Genomic DNA, 21,059 nt, shown 5'->3' on the forward strand with positions numbered 1-21,059 from the left:
GGGACCTGCGAAGGAGCACACGTCATGCATCCGATCGACCCCGCCGCCACCGCCTGGCTGCTGGCCAGCACCGCGCTGGTGCTGCTGATGACTCCCGGCCTGGCCGTCTTCTACGGCGGCATGGTCCGCACCACCGGGGTGCTCAACATGATCATGATGAGCTTCATCTCCATCCCGCTGGTCACGGTGGCGTGGCTGCTGGTCGGCTACACCATCGCGTTCTCCGAGGACGGGGCGAGCGGATTCCTCGGCAACCTCAGGCACATCGGGATGCTGGGCATCACCCCGGACACCGCGCACGGGGCGGTTCCCGAGCTGCTGTACGCCACGTTCCAGGTCACGTTCGCGATCATCACGGCCGCCCTGGTCAGCGGGGCGATCGCCGACCGCGCGAAGTTCGCCGCGTGGATGGTGTTCGTCCCGGTGTGGACGGTGGTCGTGTATTCGGTTGTCGCGCACTGGGTGTGGGGGCCCGGCGGCTGGCTGGCCAAGCTGGGCGTGCTCGACTACGCGGGCGGCCTGGTCGTTGAGATCGTGTCCGGTTCCTCGGCCCTGGCCCTGGCGCTGGTGCTCGGGCCCCGCATCGGCTTCAAGAAGGACGCCATGCGGCCGCACAACCTGCCGCTGGTGTTGCTCGGCGTCGGGCTGCTGTGGTTCGGCTGGTTCGGGTTCAACGCCGGCTCGGCCCTGGCGGCCAACGGCACCGCCGCGGCCATCTTCCTGAACACGCTCGTCGCCGGCTGCCTGGGCATGCTGGGCTGGCTGTCGGTGGAACAGATCCGCGACGGCCGGCCCACGACGTTCGGTGCGGCCTCCGGCGTGGTGGCCGGGCTGGTCGCGATCACGCCGTCGTGCGGGACCGTCAACACGCTGGGTGCGGCGGTGGTCGGGCTGGCGGCGGGCGTCGTGTGCTCGTTCGCGGTCAGCGCGAAATTCCGCCTCAACTATGACGATTCGCTCGACGTGGTCGGCGTGCACTTCGTCGGCGGCGTCGTCGGGGTGTCGTTGATCGGGCTACTCGCTACGGCGGTCATGACGTCGGGCCCGCGGGGCCTGTTCTACGGGGGCGGCTTTTCCCAGCTGGGCAAGCAGGCGCTCGCGATCGTCGTGGTCGCGCTCTATGCGTTCACGGTGTCGTTCGTGCTCGCGAAGGTGATCGACCGGGTGATGGGATTCCGGCTCAGTCCGGAGGACGAGACCACCGGCGTGGACCTCACGCAGCACGCCGAGACCGCCTACGCCGAGGGCGTGCACGGCCACCTGCCGCTGCGGCGCCCCGGTTCCGAAGGTCGCTCCCCGTAACCCCTTGACAGGCCCTCGGTAGAGGACGAATATTCATCACATGATGACTTCATCACGTGATGAATTAATCAGCGAACCGGCCGTCCGCATCGATCACCTGCGGGTGATCCGCGGTAAGCGCCCCGCCCTGCACGACTTCTCGGTGCAGATCGCGCGCGGCAGCGTCACCGGCCTGCTCGGCCCGTCCGGCTGCGGCAAGACCACCCTGATGCGGTCCATCGTCGGCACCCAGATCGTCACCTCGGGAACCGTCACCGTGCTCGGCCACCCGGCCGGGTCGGCGTCGCTGCACCGCCGGGTCGGGTACCTGCCGCAGGATCCGACCATCTACAACGACCTGCGCGTGGTCGACAACGTCCGGTATTTCGCCTCGCTGTACGGTTTCGACCGCCAGGCCGCCGACGCGGCGATCGAGCGGGTGGGGCTGGCCGATCACCGAACCGCCTTCTGCGCCAACCTTTCCGGCGGTCAGCGCACCCGGGTTTCGCTGGCGTGCGCGCTGGTCTGCCGGCCCGCGCTGCTCGTGCTCGACGAGCCGACGGTGGGCCTGGACCCCGTGCTGCGCGCGGATCTCTGGGAGCAGTTCGCCGACCTCGCCCGCGGCGGAACCACGCTGCTGGTGTCCAGCCACGTCATGGACGAGGCCGACCACTGCGGTGACCTGCTGCTGATGCGGGACGGTCACCTGCTCGCGCACACCACACCGGACCGACTACGAGAGGACACCGGATGCACGTCACTGGAGGACGCGTTTCTGTCCATCATCAAGCGCAACATCATGCGCCAGGCCGGTTAGGGCTCAAGGGATATACCGCCACCACGACAAGGATCCTGCGCCAGCTGGCGGCCGACCACCGCAGCGTCGCGATGATCCTGTTCGTGCCGGTCCTGGTGATCACGCTGATGTACTACATGCTGCAGAACGAGCCGCACCGGCCGGGCACGCCGACGCCCTTCAACAACGCCTGCCTGATCCTGCTGGGCCTGTTCCCGCTGTTCGTGATGTTCATCATCACGGCGATCACCATGCAGCGCGAACGGGCCTCCGGCACGCTGGAGCGCATCCTGACCACTCCCCTGCGCCGGTTCGACCTGCTGATGGCCTACGGCACCGCCTTCTCGACGGCCGCCGCAGCGCAGGCCGTCCTGGCGTGCATCGTGTCGTTCTGGCTGCTCGGCTTCGACACCGCCGGCAGCCCCGCGTGGGTGTTCGTGATCGCGATCGTCAACGCCGTCCTCGGCGTGGGCCTCGGCCTGCTGTGTAGCGCCTTCGCGCGCACCGAGTTTCAGGCGGTGCAGTTCATCCCGCTGGTGATGGTGCCGCAGTTGTTGCTGGCCGGCATCATCGTGCCGCGGGCGTTGATGGCGCACTGGCTGCAGTGGGTCAGCGACGTGATGCCGGCCAGCTACGCGCTGGAGGCACTCCAACAGGTGGGGGTGCACCCGCAGCTGACCTACGTCGCGGTGCGCGACATCGTCGTCGTGCTGGGTTTCGCGCTCGCGTCGCTGTGCCTGGCGGCCGCGACGCTGCGGCGACGGACCGCGTAGTGGCGATCTAGTGGCGATCGCAAGCGCGGCGAAGCCCGCCAATGAGGGCCGCAGGCGGCCCGGGCGGCCGGCCGGCAGCCCCGACACCCGCAACCGCATCCTGGCCAGCGCCCGAGAATTGTTCGCCACCAATGGAATCGGCAATACCTCGATCCGCGCGGTGGCGGCGGCCGCGGGCGTCGACTCGGCGCTGGTGCATCACTACTTCGGCACCAAGGAGAAGCTGTTCGCCGCGGCCGTGCACATCCCGATCGACCCGATGGACATCATCGGCCCGCTGCGCGACGTGCCGATCGAGGAAGTCGGTTACCGGCTGCCGTCGATGTTGTTGCCGCTGTGGGATTCCGACCTGGGCACGGGGTTCATCGCCACGCTGCGGTCCATCCTGGCCGGCTCGGAGGTCAACCTGTTCCGCACGTTCATCGAGGACGTGATCGCGGTGGAAGTCGGCCCGCGCGTTGACAATCCGCCCGGCAGCGGGGTCATCCGCGTCCAGTTCGTCGCGTCCCAGCTGGTCGGCGTCGTGATGGCCCGCTACATCCTGCAGCTGGAGCCGTTCGCGTCGCTGCCGGCCCAGCAGGTCGCGCAGACCATCGCGCCCAACCTGCAGCGCTATCTCACCGGGGATCTGCCGGACGGGCTCGTGCCATGAGCCGGGCGTGCTCGTCGTCGTCGACGTCGCGGGCCTCGTCGACCAGCAGCACCGGGATGCCGTCCTCGATCCGGTAGGCGCGCCGCAGCCGCGGGTTGTACAGGAACTCGTCATCCACGAGCAGCAGCGGGCCACGGTCGGCCGGGCACACCAGGATTTCCAGCAGCGAATCGTCAATCATGGTCGCGCCCGCTCAGCTCGGACCGCACGCTCGGGGTCAGCTTCCGGAAGAAGTTGCCCTCGGCGTCGAAGTACCAGACCTGGCGGCCCGGCTTGGGAATTCCGGCCGCGCGCAGGGCGCTGACGGTCGGACGATAGGTCGCGCTCAACGTCATCTCCGGACACACCTGGACGATGTCGGGGCCGACGCCGATGGGGATCTTCGCCACGGCGTCGGTCAGGTCGGCCGCGGTGATGCTGGCCCCCGGCAGCAGCGTGACCGCCGAGACCGCGACCTGGCGGTCGCCCACGGGCACGTTGTAGGTCACCGCGAGATCGACACCGGTGACGCAGCCGAGCACGTTGTTCACCGGCTCGTCGAAGACGAGACCGCGCGCGGTGTGGACCACCGAGCCGCGCCGGCCCGCCAGCCAATAGTCGCCGTCGTCGTCGCGGTAGAACAGGTACTCGGTCGAGATCCAGGTGTCGCCGGCGGCGAAGACGCCCCGTTTGACCGACGCGGTCGGGTCGATCGGACCGTTGGACGCGGCGAGCAGCACCCCGACTTGTTTCGGCTCGGCGATCTGGACGAAGCCGCGGTCGTTCTCCAGGATCAGGTCGTGTTCGACGTCGTAGGCGGCCAGCTCGATGCGCCCGGCGCCCGGCAGCGGGCGGCCCTTGCTGCCGACCTTGGCGCCGGACACGTTGGCCAGCACCGCCTGTCCGTCGGTGGTGGCGAAGAACTCGACGACGTGGGCGGGCGCGAAGGCGTCGACGACGCGGCCCCACAGCCCGGTCGGCATGCCCGAACCGATGAACAGCCGCACCGGGTGGTTGCCGTGCAGCACGAAGGCGGGATCGTCGACGATCTCGCGGAGCATGGCCCAGGTGTAGGACACCACCGTGACGCCGTACTGGCGCACCTCTTGGACGAACCGGTCGCGGTCCAGGCCGCGGGACAGCGCGATGCGGGTGCCGCCGACGACCGCGCCGCCCAGGCTCACCAGCAGCGCCGACTCGTGGTGCAGCGGGGTGAGGCAGTAGACGGTGTCCCGGCGGTCCAGGGCGGCCGTCGAGGCGGTGCCGAAGGCCGACACCGCCCAGCGGTAGTTGGTGATCTGCTTGGCCACCAGTTCGCCGCCGGCCGCGCTGAACGCGATGAACGCCAGGTCGCGGGCCAGTCCCGGGTTGGGCCGGTACCAGCCGGGCAGCTCGACGGCGTCCGGGTCGATCTGTTCCATGTCGATGACGTCGCTGTCGTCGGGCAGGTGCAGATCCCGCGCCTCGCCGCCGCCCAGCACCAGCACCTGCCGCAACCCCTGGCGGTCCGACGCCAGCACCGCCTCCAGGTTGGTGGGGTCGGTCAGCAGTTCGGTCACTCCCCCGAGCCGGACCGACGCGGCCAGGTCGGTGTCCGGTCGCATCACCACGGCGACGGCACCGAGCCGGGACAGCGCGGCGATCGCGACCAGCGCGCTGGGCCGCGTCTCCATCAGGACACCGACCCTGTCGCCCTGGCGCACCCCGACCTCGATCAGGCCGCGGACGACGTTGTTGATGCGCCGGTTGACGGCCTCGTAGGTGTGCACGCGCCCGTCGAAGAGCAGGAATTCGCCCTGCGGGGCGTCGTGCGCCTGCTCGTCGATGATGCGGCCCAACGAGATGCGCGTGTGGTCGTTGATCTGCCCCAGCCGGACCAGGCGCGGCAGCGTGCGGGCCGTTTCGACGGCCAGGGTGCGCATCGACTTGTTGGCCGCGACCACCGTGTTGGCGGCACCGCGCACCACGCCCAGCGCCGCCTCGGAAACCTCGCCGATGCCGTGTGCCAGACGGGAACTCAACGCGACACCGCTGTCAGTGTGCTTCTCGGGCTGGTCGGCCATCAGGTCGATGCCGTCCGGTTTGTCGCCGCCGGTGGACAGCCACTTCACCCATTCGGCGACGGTCGGCCAGCTCTGCTGCGCGGCCTTGGATCCGACGACCAAACCGAAATGGCCTGTGCGGATGCGCTTTTCGTAGACCTCGGCATCCGGCGCCGCGCGTCTGATGCCGCGCACCGACGCCGGCTGCCCGATGTCGTCCACCTCGCCGACGAAGGCCAGCACCGGGCAGGTGATATCGGTGAGCGTGACCATCTGCCCGTTGACGGCGAAGCCGCCCGTCATCATGCGGTTGTGGGCGATGAACTGCTTGAGCAGTTCGGAGATCGCCGGGCCCGACCAGGCGATCCAGCCCTCGCGTTCAAGGAACCTGCGCTGCTGTTCGCGCGGCAGCAGCGCCTCGCGGTCGTGCAGCTGGCGGACGAAGTCGACGCGCGCCTTGGCGGTCTTGAGCGGATCGAGCATTTGAAAGCCGGTGCGCGCCATCCAGCTCGGGATGGCCAGCCGGCTGAAGACGTGGTCGGCCATGAAGTTGGCGGCCGGCGCGGCGAAGTTGGGCGGGATGCCCATCGGCAAGGCGGCCAGGGTGTCCACCGGCGAGCCGAAGGTGACGATGCTGGCCAGGCTCTTCGACCGCCGGTAGGCGGCGACCTGGTAGCACCACATGCCGCCCTGCGAGTAACCGACCAGATGGATGTCGCGGCCGGTGACGCCCTTGACGGTGTCGATGGCCTGGCTGAGCGCGACGATGTGATCGGCCAGGGTGCGGCGCATGCCGCCTTCCACCTTGTCCGGTTCGCCGAAGTCGATGACCCAGGGGTCCAGCCCGTTGGCGTGCAGGATGCCGACGGCGCCGTCCTCGCGGGTGACGTCCCACATGTCCGCCGACATCATCATCGGGTGCACCATCAGCACCGGCGGGCCCACCGGCGGCTTGTCCGGCCGGTTGTCGGGCGGGAAATAACGCCGCAGCTTGTACATCGTCACGCTCTCGACGATCTGCGATGGCGACGGGACGCTACCCGTCTCCAAGCCCCCCAGCCGGACGACTTCCAGCCCGTTCTGCGCCGTAGCTATCAGGCGCTCCACCGGTCGCGTGACGATCGACAAGTTGAGATCCACGGCCGCTCCCCTATGTCTTGACAGCTCCGACATCATGGCACACCAGCGGGGTCGGTGGGCCTGGCCAGGTGATTTGCTCGCGGGTGGTCAACCGTGCGGCTAGTGACACCGGGCGAATCGGTTTTCGCAATACATGCCGACGGCGTTCGAGCCCATCGACGGACCGTCTTCGTCGGCCGGATCGGGAGCCAGGGCCGGAGTCGACGTGATGAGTTGATTGATGATGCCCGGCCCCGGTGGCAGCGCAGGGTCGGAATCCGCATGCGCTATGCCGGCGCCGCCCGTGAGCGCCATGCCGGCCGCCGCTGCGGCGAGCAGTCCGCGAACGCGCGCCCGGCTACTCATCGTCTTCCCCACTGTCGCTCCCGGAAGGGTTGGCCAGGGCAACGATTCTACCGCTCCGGCAAACGAATTGAGTACCTGATTTCCGGCCCCACAGACCAGCCCCGCATCCCATAACGGTTACGAACGCACAACGACTTTGACGAGTCGTGCAGCAAATTTCGCGTCGGCGATCGGGCGGTACGTACGGTGTCGCACGTGTGGCCGGTATCCGTGGTCGTCCGTCGCGGTGCGATCGTCGCGTTGTGCGTCGCCTTGTCGGTGATCTCGGCGCCCCCGGCGGCCGCCGATCTGGACGCCGAGAACGCCGCGGCCACCGCGGGACCCTCCGACGAGGGGCGGGTGCCGTCGTCCGATCCGGTGACCTACACGACGCCCGAGGGCTGGGATTTGACCCTGGGCGCCAAGGACGAGTCGCAAGTTCCCATAGCGCCGCTGACGACGGCGCTCTCGTCTCGCGAATATCTCGCCCGCGGAACGTTCTTCGGTTCGCTGGAAGGGCTCGAACAGCCTCGCGGCGTCCTCGAGGTGGGTTACGAGATCGGCTGCGGAATCGACATGAGCACATCCAACGGCGTCACCCTCGGGGGCAACGCCGGCGTGACCCCCGGCTTGGGCTTGGCGGGCGTGTTTACCGGTGCGCCGACGCCGGTGCCGTTGGTCACCACCCCGATGAACGGCTTGATCACCGTGGGCCTCAAGCCCGGTGTCGTAGTCGAAGTACCGGTGGCCAAGAAGGAGTTCACTGGCCCGAATCCGCGGGTCATCGTCACCGGATTCCACGTCAAGATCGATGGGTGCGTGGGTCAGTCGTTCATCCGGTCCTACGCAACGCTGACCCAAGTGACCGACGAATCCGACGTGGTGCTGTCCTACGTCGGCGTCACCAAAACCGTGTGATCAGAAGGGCGGGGGTTCGTCGTCGGCGGGTGGCGCCGGGCCGGTCTGGGCGGTTTGATTCGCCAGGCGGGTTCGGCGGTTGTGGTGGCGTTCGGTGGCGACGCGCTGGGCCCGGTTCTGCGCACGAGTCCTGTTACGCAGCGGCATCATCGCGGTGCGCTCGCCGCAGCGCTCGGCGCCGGCGGCGGGGGCCGGCAGGTCGCCGGTGGGCGCGCACAGGCTGGGAAACAGCAGCGCGCTGCCCGGGGCGGTGACGTAGGTGTGTCCGTCGGGCAGCCGCCAGATGAGGGTGCCGTCGGGCAACTGCTCGTCGCGCCAGCCCCAAAACGTTTTGAGCAAATGATGTTGGCGGCAAAGGGCTTTCAGGTTCGACGCGTGAGTGGGCCCGCCGTCGTTGTACGGGATCGTATGGTCGATGTCGCAGTCGACGGCCGGCCGGTCGCACCCCGGCGCCCGGCACGTCAGGTCCCGGCAGCGGACGAAGTCCGCCAGCCGGGTCGAGGGGGTATAGCGCGGTTCGGCCTGCGTCGGGACGCTCACCGGCACCAGCCTCGCCGAGCCGGCAAGCTCGGCGACCACCTCGGCCGGCACTAGGCCCTCGACGCCGGGCAACACCCCCGGCGCCGCGCCGCGTCCGGCGACCGTGGCCGCCTCGGCCACCACATGGATCACCACCGCGCTCGGATTTCGCCCACTACCGGCACACTCCGGCGTCCCACACTGACAGCCCAACCGGTCCGCACCGGCGGCCAGCGCGCCCAGCGCATCGGCCCGCCGCTGTCGAGGGGTGCGTGGGTCGGCGCCACACACGCTGCGCGCCATTTCCCCGAGGCGTCGATCCAGCGCATGTCCGTCGGCGCCGAACAGGCTGCCGGTCACCCACGCCGTCCCCGACTCGTTGTCTTGCACATCCACAAACCGATCGGCGACCGCCTCCTTGGCCCGGCGCACCGCGTCGGCGTCCACCAGCACCACCACTCGATCCACGGCCGCGCTCAGCCCGCGTCGGGTCAACGACGGGCGCCGCGACACCAACGCCGCCAGTCGCGCGTCCACGCGCGCCATGACGTCGGGGTCGGTGACCAGGTCGGTGCGGTAGACGATCGTCTGAAATGCGCGATAGTCGATATCCCCGGCCTGGAACGCCTTGCCGACCTCGGGTAGCCGCTCGCGCATCGCCATCGCATAGTGCAGGTAGCTATGCGCCATCGCCAGGCTGCATCCCAGCGCCGCACCGACTTGGGCGGCGACCGCGTCCCACGCATCGGCGGCCCAGTCCGGCCGCTCGCCCGAATCCCGGCATCGCAAGACAAGCAAGTCACCCACTGCCGCAAGGCGTTCCGCGGCGGCCCGCGCCTCCGCGCGGCCCGCGTCGCGCACCCGGGCCAGCAGCGCGGCCGACTCCGGCGTCGACCGCGAAGCGTCGGCATATTCGAACATAGTTTCGATAGTAGCGGGTGGGTGTGACAAGTCGCCGGAGCGGCGGCCGGGCCCCCGAGTCGGGACTTTGCGCAGCCGCAAGGCCGGCCCAACGCGGACGGTTTGCGCCTAACCAAACCGGGTACGCACCGAATGCGCTTCGGTCACGACGCGCCGTCGGGGCCACCTCGGTTGAAACACACAGCTGGGCGCTTACCAGTTCTCTGGGCAGCCATCGCGAGTCTTCATCGCGCTGGCTGCCTGAGCGTGTTTCGGTTCAAAAGTGAGGTGACGCATGGGCAAACCGCCCCGGACCGTCACGGCATGGCGTCGTTCTCGGTGTGCGGACCACCGCCCGCTCGCGTCATGCCCCACGGGCGCCACCCCGGCCAGTAACTCGGATGACCAGCGATCCACGAGCTAAAGGAAGGCAATCAAATGTTGTTGTTAGGCAACGGCGGACGGCGCAAGCACGAGGCGATTCAGCTGGGCGAGCGGGCGTTGTACGACGTCGCGCACGGCCGCTTCGAACGCTCGCTGTCCGGGCTGACGGCCATGGCGGCCCTCGTGACCACGGCCGAGATCTATTTCGAGCACTACAAGGCGAGCTTCGGCAACAAGTGGATGTGGAGCCCGATCGTGGTCACCCCGCCGGTGGTGGTCGCCGGAATCGGCGGGGGGTTCTCCCGGCGCTGGGCCAAACTCTGGCTGCCGATCACGGCCGGCATCTACACGGCCAACGGCCTCATGGGCGAATACCTGCACGCGCGCGGGGGGGCCCGCAAGCCCGGTGGATGGAAGAACGCGTCCTACAACGTGCCCATGGGCCCGCCGATCGCGGCGCCGGGGCTGATGTGCATGGTCGGCGGGATGGGGCTGCTGGCCTCGATCCTGCGACGCGAGCGGTTCCGGGGCTGAGCGCGATGGCAGACACCGCCCGCCCCGACCACCTGCCCAACCTGCGACCGGATCGCAAACCCCCGCACCCGTCCTGGCTGCCCAGACAACGCCGCGGGACCACGCCCCAAATGATCGGGCGCTACCCGGATTTCGACGTGCTGGAGACGGCCGACACCTGGGACGAGGCCACCAAGAAGGTGGTGCTGGCCCGGCTGGAGCCGCCCGGGCCGCTGCGGTTCTTCACCGCCGACGAGGAGCCGTGCCTGCGCGCGTTCTGTGACACCGTGCTCGCCCAGGACACCGAGCCGCGGGTGCCCGTGCCCGAGTCGGTCGACTCCAAGCTCGCCGACGGCCGGCTCGACGGCTACCAGTACGCCGACATGCCCGACGACCGCGACACCTGGCGGCTGGTGCTGCGGGCGCTGGACGAGACCGCGTCCCGCCGCTACGGCAAGGCCTCGTTCGCCGACGCGGAGCCCGACACCCGCGAGGCGATCATCGACCGGTTCTCCGACGGCGCCCTGGACGGTGGCACCTGGGAGCGCCTCAACGTCAAGCGCGCGTGGTCGGTGTGCATGCGAATGGTGTTGTCCGGGTTCTACTCTCACCCCTGGGCATGGAACGAGATCGGATTCGGGGGCCCGGCCTACCCGCGCGGGTTCATGCGCCTGGGCGGCGCCACCGGGGATGCCGCGGCCCGCGAACCATTCGAGACGAGGGGCGCCACGGACGAGGACCCGGTCCGCGTGGTGCAACACGGTGAACTGTGATGGGTGACCGACTCCGCGGACTGCTCAGGGGAGCCGTCGGGCCCAAGGACAACGAATCGCGGTTCCTGCTCGACGTGCACTCGCGCGACCTGCCCGGCGAGAAGACCATGCAGCGCTACCGCGACGACGACGAGGTCGACCTGGTGGTCGTCGGCGCCGGCGCCGGCGGATCGGTGCTCGCCCAGCGCCTCGCGCGGGCCGGCTGGCGGGTCGTCATCCTCGAGGCGGGCCCGTTCTGGCACCCCGACGAGGACTGGGTGTCCGATGAGGCGGGTTCGCACGCGCTGTACTGGACGCAGAAGCGCATCATCGGCGGTGAGGACCCGATCGAGCTGGGCAAGAACAACTCCGGGCGTGGGGGGGGCGGCTCGATGGTCCACTACGCCGGCTACACGCCGCGGGTCCATCCCAGCGACTTCCACACCTACACCCTCGACGGTGTAGGGGCGGACTGGCCGATCCGCTACGAGGACGTCCGCCCGCATTACGAGCGGATCGAGCTGGAGCTGCCGGTCGCCGGGCAGAACTGGCCCTGGGGCTACCCGCATCGTTATTCCTTTTCCCCGCACCCGATTTCGGGCGCGGCCGCCAAGCTGTGGCGGGGCGCCATGCAGCTAGGCATCGAGATGCGGGTGGGGCCCGTCGGCATCGTCAACGGGACCTTCGGTAACCGCCCGCACTGCATCTACCGCGGTTACTGCCTGCAGGGCTGCAAGGTCAACGCCAAAGCCAGCCCGTACGTCACGCACCTGCCCGACGCGCTGGCCCACGCCGTGGAGGTGCGCGCCCATTGCATGGCGGCGCGCGTCGAACTCGACGACAGCGGCGCCGCACGGGGGGTGGTCTATTACGACGAAGTGGGCGGGAACGAACGGCTGCAGCGGGCCAAGGTCGTCGCGATCGCCGGGTACTCCATCGAGACGCCGCGGTTGCTGCTGAACTCGGCCAGCGAGCGCTTCCCGAACGGGTTGGGCAACAACGACGACCAGGTCGGTCGCTACGTGATGGTGCAGGGCGCCACGCAGTCGGCGGGCCGGTGGTCGGAAGAGGTCCGGATGTACAAGGCGCCACCCCCGGAGGTGTCCTCGGAGCAGTTCTACGAGACGGACCCGTCCCGCGGGTTCGCCCGCGGCTTCGCCATCCAGACCGTGTCCCCCATGCCGATCGGCTGGGCCGAACACGTGCTCGCCGACGGGCATTGGGGGCGGGCGTTGCGGGAGTACATGCGCGACTACAACCACTGGGCGACCATCGGCGTGCTCAACGAGCTGTTGCCGCTGCCGGACAATCGGGTCACCCTCGCCCAGGAGACGGACGCGTACGGCATCCCGGTCGCCAGGTTCGACTACACGCTGTGCGACAACGACAAGGCCAACATGGCCTACTCCACCAAGGTGATCGACGACATCCTGCACGCGTCGGGCGCCCAGGACGTGCTGACCATCGAACGGTTCGCCCACCTGATCGGGGGTGCGCGCATGGGCACCCGCCCGGACAACTCGGTGGTCGATTCCGACCACCGGGTGTGGGGCGTGCCGAACCTGTTCCTCACCGACGGCTCGGTCTGCCCGACGCAGGGCTCGGCGAACCCGGCGCTGACGATCATGGCGTTGGCTTCGCGGCTGGCCGAACGGATGGCGACCGGCAAGATCGGCAGGGACGCCCCGGCAAGCCGGCCGGCGAAGGCGGGGGTCCGTGTCTGACCGCACGATCGATGTCGAGGTGACCTTTTCCCCGCGGGTGCTGCGCGAGTACGCGCTGCTCGCCGACGGCGAACGGGGCGCCCTGATCGGTCCGCAGGGCGACGTCGCGTGGATGTGCGCCCCGCGGTGGGATTCCGACGCCGTGTTCTCGAATCTCATTGGCGGCGATGGGGTTTACGCGATCACCCCGACCGACGTCCGGCACGTGTGGGGCGGCTATTACGAGCCGGGCACCCTGATCTGGCGCAACCGGTGGATCACCCGCGACGGCATCGTGGAATGCCGCGAGGCGCTGGCCTTCCCGGGCGATCCCGACCGGGTGGTGCTGCTGCGCCGGCTGATGGGCTGCCGCGGGACCGCGCGGGTGCGGCTGTTGCTGCAGCCGAGCGCCGCGTTCGGCCGGCACGGCTCCGGCGACCTGAGCGTCGACGACGGGGTGTGGAGCGGAAAGTCGGGGCGGTTACGGTGGCGCTGGCTCGGCGGCTGCGACGCGCGCGCCGTCACCGGGGCGCGCGGCCACGGGGACGTGCTCGCCTGTGAGGTGACCGTCGACGAGGGCGGTCAGCACGACTTCGTCCTGGAGCTCTCCGAACGCGCGCTCCCCGACCGGCCGCCCGACCCCGACGTCGCCTGGGACGCAACGGAGGCCGCGTGGCACCGCAGCATGCCCGAGCTGACCGGCACCGTCGCCCCGCGCGACGCGCGGCACTCCTACGCGGTGCTGCGCGGGCTGACCAGCAGCGGCGGCGGCATGGTCGCCGCCGCCACGATGAGCCTGCCCGAGCGCGCACACACCAACCAGAACTACGACTACCGCTACGCGTGGATCCGGGACCAGGTGTACGCCGGCATCGCCGCCGCCAGCGTCGGGGCGACCGAATTGCTGGACCGCGCGGTCGAATTCGTCGGCGGCCGGCTGCTGGAACACGGACCCGACCTCAAGCCGGCCTACACCGTCACGGGCGGCAGCGTGCCCAGCGAGCAAACCCTCGACCTGCCCGGCTACCCCGGCGGCACCGACAAGGTGGGCAACTGGGTCAACCAGCAATTCCAGCTCGACGTCTTCGGCGAGGCGCTGCAGCTGCTGGCCTGCGCGGGCCACGCCGGCCGGCTCGATGTCGAGGGCTGGCGCGCCGCGCAGGCCGCCATCGGCGCGATCGAAAAGCGTTGGCGGGAGCCGGACGCGGGGATCTGGGAGATCGACAACGAGCACTGGACGCAGTCCAGGCTGGCCTGTGTCGCCGGGCTGCGCGCCATCGCCAAGGTGGCGGGCGGCGGCACCGAGGTGGCCGCCAGCGCGTCGCTGGCCGACGCCATCCTGGCCGACACCGCCGCCGGCAGCCTGCACCCGCAGGGCGGCTACTGGCAACGCAGCCCGCGGCTGCCCGGAGTGGACGCGTCGCTGCTGCTGCCTCCCGTGCGCGGGGCCCTGCCCGTCGACGACCCGCGCACCCGCGCCACACTCGACGCCGTCCGCAGGCAGCTCAGCCACGACGGGTTCGTCTACCGCTTCCGGCACGACGAGCGCGACCTCGGCGACGCCGAGGGCGCCTTCCTGCTCTGCGGATTCATGATGGCGCTCGCCGAACACCAAATGGGCCATGCCCATTGCGCGATGCGCTGGTTCGAACGCAACCGCGCCGCCTGCGGGCCCCCCGGATTGTTCTGCGAGGAATACGACGTCAGGCAGCGCCAGCTGCGCGGCAACCTCCCCCAGGCCTTCGCGCACGCGCTGATGCTCGAATGCACGGCCACCCTCGCCGACGACGCCCACCATGACTGACACGAAGGGAGATCAGGCGATGACACCGACCACACAAACGATCGTGATCACCGGGGCCAGCGCCGGCATCGGCCGGGCCACCGCCAAACTGTTCGGGCAGCGCGGGGCGAACGTCGCCCTGCTCGCCCGCGGGTCCGCCGGGCTGGACGGCGCCGCCCGCGACGTCGAATCCGGGGGCGGCAAGGCGCTGACCATCCCCACCGACGTGGCCGACCACGCGGCCGTCGTCGCCGCCGCCGACGAGACCGAGGCGGCCTTCGGACCCATCGACGTCTGGGTCAACGTCGCATTCACCTCCGTGTTCGCGCCGTTCCACGAGATCAGCTCCGAGGAGTTCAAACGCGTGACCGAGGTGTCCTACCTCGGGTACGTGCACGGCACGATGGCGGCCCTGGCCAAGATGCGGCCCCGCGACCGCGGCACCATCGTGCAGGTCGGTTCCGCGCTCAGCCAGCGATCCATCCCGCTGCAGTCGGCGTACTGCGGCGCCAAGCACGCCATCAACGGGTTCACCGAATCGCTGCGCTGCGAGCTGCTGCACGAGCGCTCGAACGTGCGGGTCACGGTGGCCCAGATGCCCGCGGTCAACACCCCGCAGTTCTCCTGGGTGCTGTCCCGGCTGCCCCGCCATCCGCAACCGGTGCCGCCGATCTACCAGCCCGAGGTGGCCGCCCGCGGCGTCCTGTATGCCGCGGATCACCCTGGGCGCAAACAATATTGGGTCGGTGACAGTACCGCGGTGACGCTGCTGGCGCAGAAATTCGTGGCGCCGCTGCTGGACCGTTACCTGGGCCGCACCGGGTACGACTCGCAGCAGACCGAGGAGCCCGTGCGCGCCGGGCGCCCGCACAACCTGTGGCAGCCGCTCGACGAGGAGCCGGGCAGCGACCACGGCGCCCACGGCGGGTTCGACGACAAATCGCACACGCTGAGCCCGCAACTGTGGGCGTCGCAGCACGCGATGATCAGCGGGGCCGGCGCGCTGGGCGCGGCGGGACTGGGCGGGTGGCTCGCCGCGCGCCGGTGGGCCCGATGAGCGTCGACGCCCGCATCGACGACGTCACCGCCCAGTCCTACGAAATCCCTACCGACGCACCGGAAGCCGACGGCACCCTGCCCTGGTCGTCGACCACGCTGGTGCTGGCCGAGGTCGCCGCCGGCGGGCGGCGCGGGATCGGCTACACCTACGCCGACGGCGCGTGCGCGGAGTTGATCAACGGGCCGCTCGCCGGGACGCTCACCGGACACGGCGCCCTGGACATCACCGGTCGGTGGCAGGCGATGGTCCGGGCGATGCGCAACAACGGACGGCCGGGGCTGGTGTCGTGCGCCGTCTCGGCCGTCGACACCGCCCTGTGGGACCTCAAGGGCAAGCTGCTGGACCTGCCGGTGTGCCGGCTACTCGGCATGGCACACGACGCGGTCCCGATCTACGGCAGCGGCGGGTTCACCCCCTACGACGAGCGTCAGACCCCCGCCCAGCTCGAACGCTGGGTGGGCGAGTGGAAGATCCCGCGCGTCAAGATCAAGATCGGCGAGTCGTGGGGCTCCGACGAGCGCCGCGACCTGGACCGGATTGCGCTGTCCCGCAAGGTGGTCGGGCCCGACGTCGAACTGTATGTCGACGCCAACGGCGGCTACCGCCGCAAGCAGGCGATCCGGGTGGCCCACGCCATGGCCGACCACGACGTCACCTGGTTCGAAGAGCCCGTCTCGTCCGACGACCTGGCCGGGCTGAACGAGGTCCGCGACCAGGTGACCCCGGACGTCACCGCCGGCGAGTACGGTTACGACCTGGCCTACTTCAACCGGATGCTCGCCGCCGGGGCGGTCGACTGCCTGCAGATCGACGTCACCCGCTGCGGCGGCATCACCGACTGGCTGCGGGCCGCAGCGGTGGCCGCCGCCCACAACGTCGACGTGTCCGGGCACTGCGCCCCCAACCTGCACGCCCACGTGGCCAGCGCCATCCCCAACCTGCGCCACCTGGAGTACTTCCACGATCACCACCGCATCGAACACCTGCTGTTCGACGGCGCGCTGGCCCCCGACGGCGGCGCGCTGCGGCCGGATCAGCGCCGGCCGGGTCTGGGCCTGGAGTTCAAACGCGCCGACGCCGAGCACTACCGGAAATCCTGATCCGATGAATGGACTCCCGCAAAAGTGGGCATTGATATGCGGAGGACATAGTTACGGATCTGAAGGACAGCCCACGATGACCGTGAACTTTGACGACGAAGCCGTGCAGGGACGCAACGGGGACTCCGCCGACGACGGTTCGGCGGCCTCGGCGTGTGAGGCGTTCATGTCCGACGCCGTCGACGAGCAAGACCTCAACGCGGTCGATTTGGTTCTGGGCCTGGGCGAGCCGCAGAGCGTCGGCCGGTTCCGGTTCTTCCTGGACGGGCACCGCTGGGAGTGGTCACCGGCGGTCGCCCGCATGCACGGCTACCAGCCGGGGCAGGTGGAGCCCACCACGGACCTGCTGCTCAAGCACAAGCACCCTGAAGACCGCGATCGCGTCGCGGCCGTCCTCGACCGCGTCATGCGGGGCAAGGCGTTCAGCAGCCGCCACCGCATCATCGACACCGGCGGGCGCACCCACTGCGTGGTCGTCGCGGGCGACCGGATGCTCGACGACAGCGGGACCCTGGTCGGGACGTCCGGTTTCTACGTCGACGTCACCGATTCGCTGCAGACCGACATCAACAACGTGCTGTCGGCGGTCGCCGACGCCCGCGCCCGCATCGAGCAGGCCAAGGGCGTGCTGATGGCCGCCTACGGCATCTCCGCGGAGCGGGCGTTCGACATTTTGGTGTGGCGTTCCCAGGAGACCAACCTGAAACTGCGCGACCTCGCCGGCCGCTTTCTGGGCGCCCTGGCCAGCCAGGCGTCGGCGGAGACCCAACGCGAAATCGACCGGGCGCTGCTGACCCTCCAATAGCGCCAGTAGGGTCGGGCCGGTGGCGCACCTATTGGGGGCCGAGGCCGTCCACCTCGAATACCCGACCCAGCTGGTATTCGAATCGGTCACGCTCGGCGTCAACGACGGCGCGCGCATCGGCATCGTCGGGCGCAACGGCGACGGCAAGTCGAGCCTGCTGCGGCTGCTGACCGGGCAGCTGCAACCCGACTCCGGCCGCGTGACCCGCCGCAGCGGCCTGCGGGTCGGCGCGCTCAGCCAGGCAGACACCCTGGAGCCGGGCCGCACGGTCGGCTGGACGCTGGTGGGCGAGGCGGCCGAACACCAGTGGGCCGGCGACGCGCGGGTCCGCGACGTGGTCGCCGGCCTGGTGGCCGACATCGATTGGGACGCAACGACCGCCACGCTCAGCGGCGGCCAGCGCCGCCGGGTCCAGCTGGCGCAGCTGCTGGTCGGCGACTGGGACGTGATCGCCCTCGACGAACCGACCAACCATTTGGACATCGAGGGCATCACCTGGCTGGCCGAGCACCTCAAACAGCGCTGGGCGCGCAACACCGGCGGGCTGTTGCTGGTGACGCACGACCGCTGGTTCCTCGACGAGGTGGCCACCACGACGTGGGAGGTGCACGACGGCATCGTGGAGCCGTTCGAGGGCGGCTACGCGGCGTACGTGTTGCAGCGCGTCGAGCGGGACCGGATGGCCGCCGCCACCGAGGCCAAGCGGCAGAACCTGATGCGCAAGGAGCTGGCGTGGCTGCGGCGCGGTGCACCCGCGCGCACCTCGAAGCCCAAGTTTCGCATCGAGGCGGCCAACCAGCTGATCGCCGACGTGCCGCCGCTGCGCAACACCGTCGAGCTGGCCAAGCTGGCGACGGCCCGGCTCGGCAAGGACGTGATCGACCTGCTCGACGTGTCGGTCTCGTTTGACGGTCGGCCGGTGCTGCGCGATATCGAGTGGCGGATCGCGCCGGGCGAACGCACCGGCATCGTCGGGGCCAACGGTGCCGGGAAGTCGACGTTGCTGGGGCTGATCGCCGGCACGGTGACGCCGGACACCGGGCGGGTCAAGCGCGGCAAGACCGTGCGGCTGGCGGTCCTGGACCAGCAGGGTGACGCCCTGGCCGGCCTCGGCGACGACCGGATCGCCGACGTGCTGGGCGGGCTGCGCGGGGGGTACGAGGTCGAGGGCCGCGAGGTGACGCCGGCCCAACTGCTGGAGCGGCTCGGCTTCGGCGGCGGCCAGCTCTCCGCCCGCGTCGGCGAGCTCTCCGGCGGGCAGCGGCGGCGGCTGCAGCTGATGCTCACCCTGCTGTCCGAACCCAACGTGTTGCTCCTCGACGAGCCCACCAACGACGTCGACACCGACATGCTGGCCGCGATGGAGGACCTGCTCGATTCGTGGCCGGGCACCCTGATCGTCGTCTCGCACGACCGCTACCTGTTGGAGCGGGTCACCGACCAGCAGTACGCCATCCTCGACGGCCGGTTGCGCCACCTGCCCGGCGGCATCGACGAGTACCTGCGGCTGGCCGCGGCGCGCACCGGCGCGCCCGCCCAGCCGGCGCGCCCCGAGGCGGCGGGGATGTCGGGAGCCGAACGGCGGGCCGCGGAGAAGGAGCTGGCCGGCATCGACCGCCGGCTCGCGCGCCTGGCCGACCAGATCGCCGACAAACACCACGAGCTGGCCGGGCACGACCAGGCCGACCATGTCGGCATCGCGCGGCTCACCGCGGAGCTGCGCGCGCTGGAAGATGAGGTCGCCTCGACGGAGAGTCGGTGGCTGGATCTGTCGGAGATTCTCGAATAATGCGACTGTGACTTCAGGCCCCACCGAAACCGTTGCCTGCGTAGGCTCGAGCACCACCGCGGCCAAGGGGGCCTACCGGTGGATCACCGAATTGCAGAATCGGCCGCGCAACAGTCGGTTCCGGTTCGTGAACTTCGGCGTCGGCGGCGACCTGTCCTTCCACACCGTCCGGCGGCTGCGCCGCGTGACCGCCATCCGGCCCGACCGGGTGATCGTCCTGATCGGTACCAACGACATCCTGGCCGGCGTCTTTCCGAACTTCCGCAGGGTGGTGCGCGTGTGGAAGGGGCTGCCCGCCGAGCCGACCGCGCGGCGGTTCGAGGAAAACCTGGAACTCATCGCGCGCAGGCTGCGCCTGGAGACCGGCGCCAGGATCGCGCTGAGTTCCCTGGCGCCCGTGGGGGAAGACCCGCATTCGGGGCACGCCGTCCAGGCTCGGCTCAACGAGGAGTTCGCCGCCTACAACGCCGCGATCCGGGCGGTGGCGGCGCGGGAGGGGACGGACTACCTCGGGTTCGCCGAGGCGTTCCAGGACCAAATGGTCCGCGCCGGCACCGCCAAGCCGTTCACCCGGTTCTCTTTCCCGGCGTTCTACCGCGACTACCTGATCCGGGAGGCGGTGCTGCGGCGCAGCTTCGACGAAATCTCCCGGATGAACGGGTGGGAGTTCCACATCGACGGCATCCACCTGAACACCCGTGGCGGCCTAATCCTCACCGAGGCCGTTCAAGGCTTCCTGGACTCGCCCGCGGCGGCGAACTGAGCGCCTCAGCGCCAGCGCAACAGCACCAGCTCGGAGCTGAACCCCGGGCCCATCGCGACCATCAGCCCGGGGCCGCCGCCGGGCGGCGGCTTGGCGATGGTGTCACGCAGGATGTGCAGCACCGAGGCCGACGACAGGTTCGCGATCTCACCCAGCGAGCGCCAGGTCAGCTCGAGGGCATCGGGTGGCAGCTCGAGGCTCCCGGCGATCGCGTTGATGACCTTGGGACCGCCGGGATGGGCCACCCAGGCGCCGATGTCGTCCTTGGTCAGGCCGTGGGCGCCCAGTAACCGGCTGACGTCGTCGGCCAGGTAGCGGTCGATGAAGTCAGTCAGCTCCGGGGACATCACCAGGTGCAACCCGGCCGGGCTCACGTTCCAGGCCATGATGTGCAGCGACTCGGGATACAGGCGGCTCCGGGAGTCGACGATGTCGGGCCCGTTCGGACTCAGCCGGTCGGCGCGACGGTCGCCGACCGCGACCACGGCGGCGGCCCCGTCGCCGAACATGGCGGTGCCGACCAGGCCCGACACGGTGGGCTTGACCGCTGGGAAGGTGAGCGAGCACAGCTCGACCGACACCAGGGCCGCGACGCCGTCCGGTGCGCCGCGCAGATAGTCGTGCAACCGGCCCACGCCCGCCGCCCCGGCCGCACAGCCCAACCCGAAAAGCGGCACCCGACGCACGTCCGGGCGCAGTCCCAGCCGACCGGCGACCCGCGCGTCCAGCGACGGCACCGCAACGCCGGTCACCGTGGTGGTGGCGATCATGTCGATGTCCTGCGGTCGCAGGCCGGCCTCGTCGAGCGCGCCCAGCAGCGCTTCGCAACCGAGTTCGACGGCGTGTTCGATGAAGATCTCGTTGGCCTCACCGAAATCGGTCAGCGACGGGTAACGCTCCAGCGGCAGGACCAGGTGACGGCTGTTGACCTTGGCGGCGGCGTGCAGCCGCCGCACAACTCCCTCGTGCTCCTTGAGTGCCGGGAATTCGACGAGCTGGTCGGTGATTTCGGCCTGGCTGTAACGATGCGGCGGCAACGCTCCGAACACACCCGCGATGACGCTCATGCCCAACCCTCTTGCT

19 protein-coding genes are annotated in these 21,059 nt (G+C 70.0%); 14 read left to right on the plus strand and 5 right to left on the minus strand.

Annotated features, from left to right (window positions below):
• Nucleotides 1–24 precede the first annotated feature (24 nt).
• Genes C1737_RS07095 through C1737_RS07110 form a run of 4 tightly spaced genes read left to right on the plus strand, consistent with a single transcriptional unit; the run spans nt 25 to nt 3,502 of the window.
• On the plus strand, nt 25–1,302 hold the full coding sequence (locus C1737_RS07095) for an ammonium transporter (RefSeq protein ID WP_068092864.1): 1,278 nt from the start codon (nt 25–27) through the stop codon (nt 1,300–1,302).
• A gap of 40 nt (nt 1,303–1,342) precedes the next feature.
• On the plus strand, nt 1,343–2,098 hold the full coding sequence (locus tag C1737_RS07100) for an ABC transporter ATP-binding protein (protein WP_102417580.1): 756 nt from the start codon (nt 1,343–1,345) through the stop codon (nt 2,096–2,098).
• The gene (locus C1737_RS07105) at nt 2,032–2,850 is read left to right on the plus strand and encodes an ABC transporter permease (RefSeq protein ID WP_102417581.1); all 819 of its coding nucleotides are present in this window, start codon (nt 2,032–2,034) and stop codon (nt 2,848–2,850) included. The genes C1737_RS07100 and C1737_RS07105 overlap by 67 nt, the downstream gene beginning before the upstream one ends.
• A 16-nt stretch (nt 2,851–2,866) precedes the next feature.
• Nucleotides 2,867–3,502, plus strand: coding sequence for a TetR/AcrR family transcriptional regulator (locus C1737_RS07110; protein ID WP_102417814.1), 636 nt, complete (start codon nt 2,867–2,869; stop codon nt 3,500–3,502).
• Here C1737_RS07110 and C1737_RS07115 read toward each other — a convergent pair.
• From C1737_RS07115 to C1737_RS07125, 3 genes are all read right to left on the minus strand, one after another.
• Nucleotides 3,468–3,683, minus strand: coding sequence for a Trm112 family protein (locus C1737_RS07115; RefSeq protein WP_067927535.1), 216 nt, complete (start codon nt 3,681–3,683; stop codon nt 3,468–3,470). The genes C1737_RS07110 and C1737_RS07115 overlap by 35 nt on opposite strands.
• Complete coding sequence (locus tag C1737_RS07120; protein WP_233214676.1) at nt 3,676–6,663, minus strand: acyl-CoA synthetase; 2,988 nt, start codon at nt 6,661–6,663, stop codon at nt 3,676–3,678. The genes C1737_RS07115 and C1737_RS07120 overlap by 8 nt, the downstream gene beginning before the upstream one ends.
• A 99-nt stretch (nt 6,664–6,762) precedes the next feature.
• On the minus strand, nt 6,763–7,008 hold the full coding sequence (locus C1737_RS07125; protein WP_142393434.1) for a hypothetical protein: 246 nt from the start codon (nt 7,006–7,008) through the stop codon (nt 6,763–6,765).
• Nucleotides 7,009–7,218: 210 nt separating this feature from the next.
• Here C1737_RS07125 and C1737_RS07130 point away from each other — a divergent pair, with 210 nt between their 5' ends.
• Nucleotides 7,219–7,905 (plus strand): MspA family porin, encoded by a 687-nt coding sequence (locus tag C1737_RS07130; protein WP_102417815.1) that lies wholly within the window; start codon nt 7,219–7,221, stop codon nt 7,903–7,905.
• Here the strand turns inward: C1737_RS07130 and C1737_RS07135 are convergent, their stop codons facing one another.
• Nucleotides 7,906–9,345, minus strand: a complete 1,440-nt coding sequence (locus C1737_RS07135; protein ID WP_102417583.1) for an HNH endonuclease signature motif containing protein — start codon at nt 9,343–9,345, stop codon at nt 7,906–7,908. It abuts the gene before it with no gap.
• Between the two features lie 417 nt (nt 9,346–9,762).
• Here C1737_RS07135 and C1737_RS07140 point away from each other — a divergent pair, with 417 nt between their 5' ends.
• From C1737_RS07140 to C1737_RS07180, 9 genes are all read left to right on the plus strand, one after another.
• Nucleotides 9,763–10,242, plus strand: coding sequence for a hypothetical protein (locus C1737_RS07140; RefSeq protein WP_102417584.1), 480 nt, complete (start codon nt 9,763–9,765; stop codon nt 10,240–10,242).
• A gap of 5 nt (nt 10,243–10,247) precedes the next feature.
• Nucleotides 10,248–10,994, plus strand: a complete 747-nt coding sequence (locus C1737_RS07145) for a gluconate 2-dehydrogenase subunit 3 family protein (RefSeq protein ID WP_102417585.1) — start codon at nt 10,248–10,250, stop codon at nt 10,992–10,994.
• Nucleotides 10,994–12,697 carry a GMC family oxidoreductase gene (locus C1737_RS07150; RefSeq protein ID WP_102417586.1) on the plus strand — a complete coding sequence of 568 codons (1,704 nt, stop codon included), beginning with the start codon at nt 10,994–10,996 and terminating at the stop codon, nt 12,695–12,697. Before C1737_RS07145 ends, C1737_RS07150 begins: the two co-directional genes overlap by 1 nt.
• Nucleotides 12,690–14,480 (plus strand): glycoside hydrolase family 15 protein, encoded by a 1,791-nt coding sequence (locus C1737_RS07155; RefSeq protein ID WP_068092843.1) that lies wholly within the window; start codon nt 12,690–12,692, stop codon nt 14,478–14,480. The genes C1737_RS07150 and C1737_RS07155 overlap by 8 nt, the downstream gene beginning before the upstream one ends.
• A gap of 19 nt (nt 14,481–14,499) precedes the next feature.
• Nucleotides 14,500–15,516, plus strand: a complete 1,017-nt coding sequence (locus C1737_RS07160) for an SDR family oxidoreductase (RefSeq protein ID WP_102417587.1) — start codon at nt 14,500–14,502, stop codon at nt 15,514–15,516.
• Entirely contained in the window at nt 15,513–16,619 is a 1,107-nt protein-coding gene (locus C1737_RS07165; protein ID WP_102417816.1) for an enolase C-terminal domain-like protein, read from the plus strand. The genes C1737_RS07160 and C1737_RS07165 overlap by 4 nt, the downstream gene beginning before the upstream one ends.
• Before the next feature lie 76 nt (nt 16,620–16,695).
• The gene (locus tag C1737_RS07170; RefSeq protein WP_067920982.1) at nt 16,696–17,424 is read left to right on the plus strand and encodes a PAS and ANTAR domain-containing protein; all 729 of its coding nucleotides are present in this window, start codon (nt 16,696–16,698) and stop codon (nt 17,422–17,424) included.
• Nucleotides 17,425–17,443: 19 nt separating this feature from the next.
• A complete protein-coding gene (locus tag C1737_RS07175) occupies nt 17,444–19,213 on the plus strand; it encodes an ABC-F family ATP-binding cassette domain-containing protein (RefSeq protein ID WP_102417588.1) in 1,770 nt (589 codons plus the stop codon).
• A gap of 7 nt (nt 19,214–19,220) precedes the next feature.
• Complete coding sequence (locus C1737_RS07180; RefSeq protein WP_158243956.1) at nt 19,221–19,976, plus strand: SGNH/GDSL hydrolase family protein; 756 nt, start codon at nt 19,221–19,223, stop codon at nt 19,974–19,976.
• A 5-nt stretch (nt 19,977–19,981) separates the two neighbouring features.
• On the opposite strand, the gene C1737_RS07185 is transcribed toward C1737_RS07180, so the two are convergent.
• Entirely contained in the window at nt 19,982–21,043 is a 1,062-nt protein-coding gene (locus C1737_RS07185; RefSeq protein ID WP_102417589.1) for a type III polyketide synthase, read from the minus strand.
• Nucleotides 21,044–21,059: the final 16 nt, after the last annotated feature.

The sequence above is a fragment of the Mycobacterium sp. 4858 genome, assembly GCF_900240975.1.
GTDB lineage: Bacteria > Actinomycetota > Actinomycetes > Mycobacteriales > Mycobacteriaceae > Mycobacterium.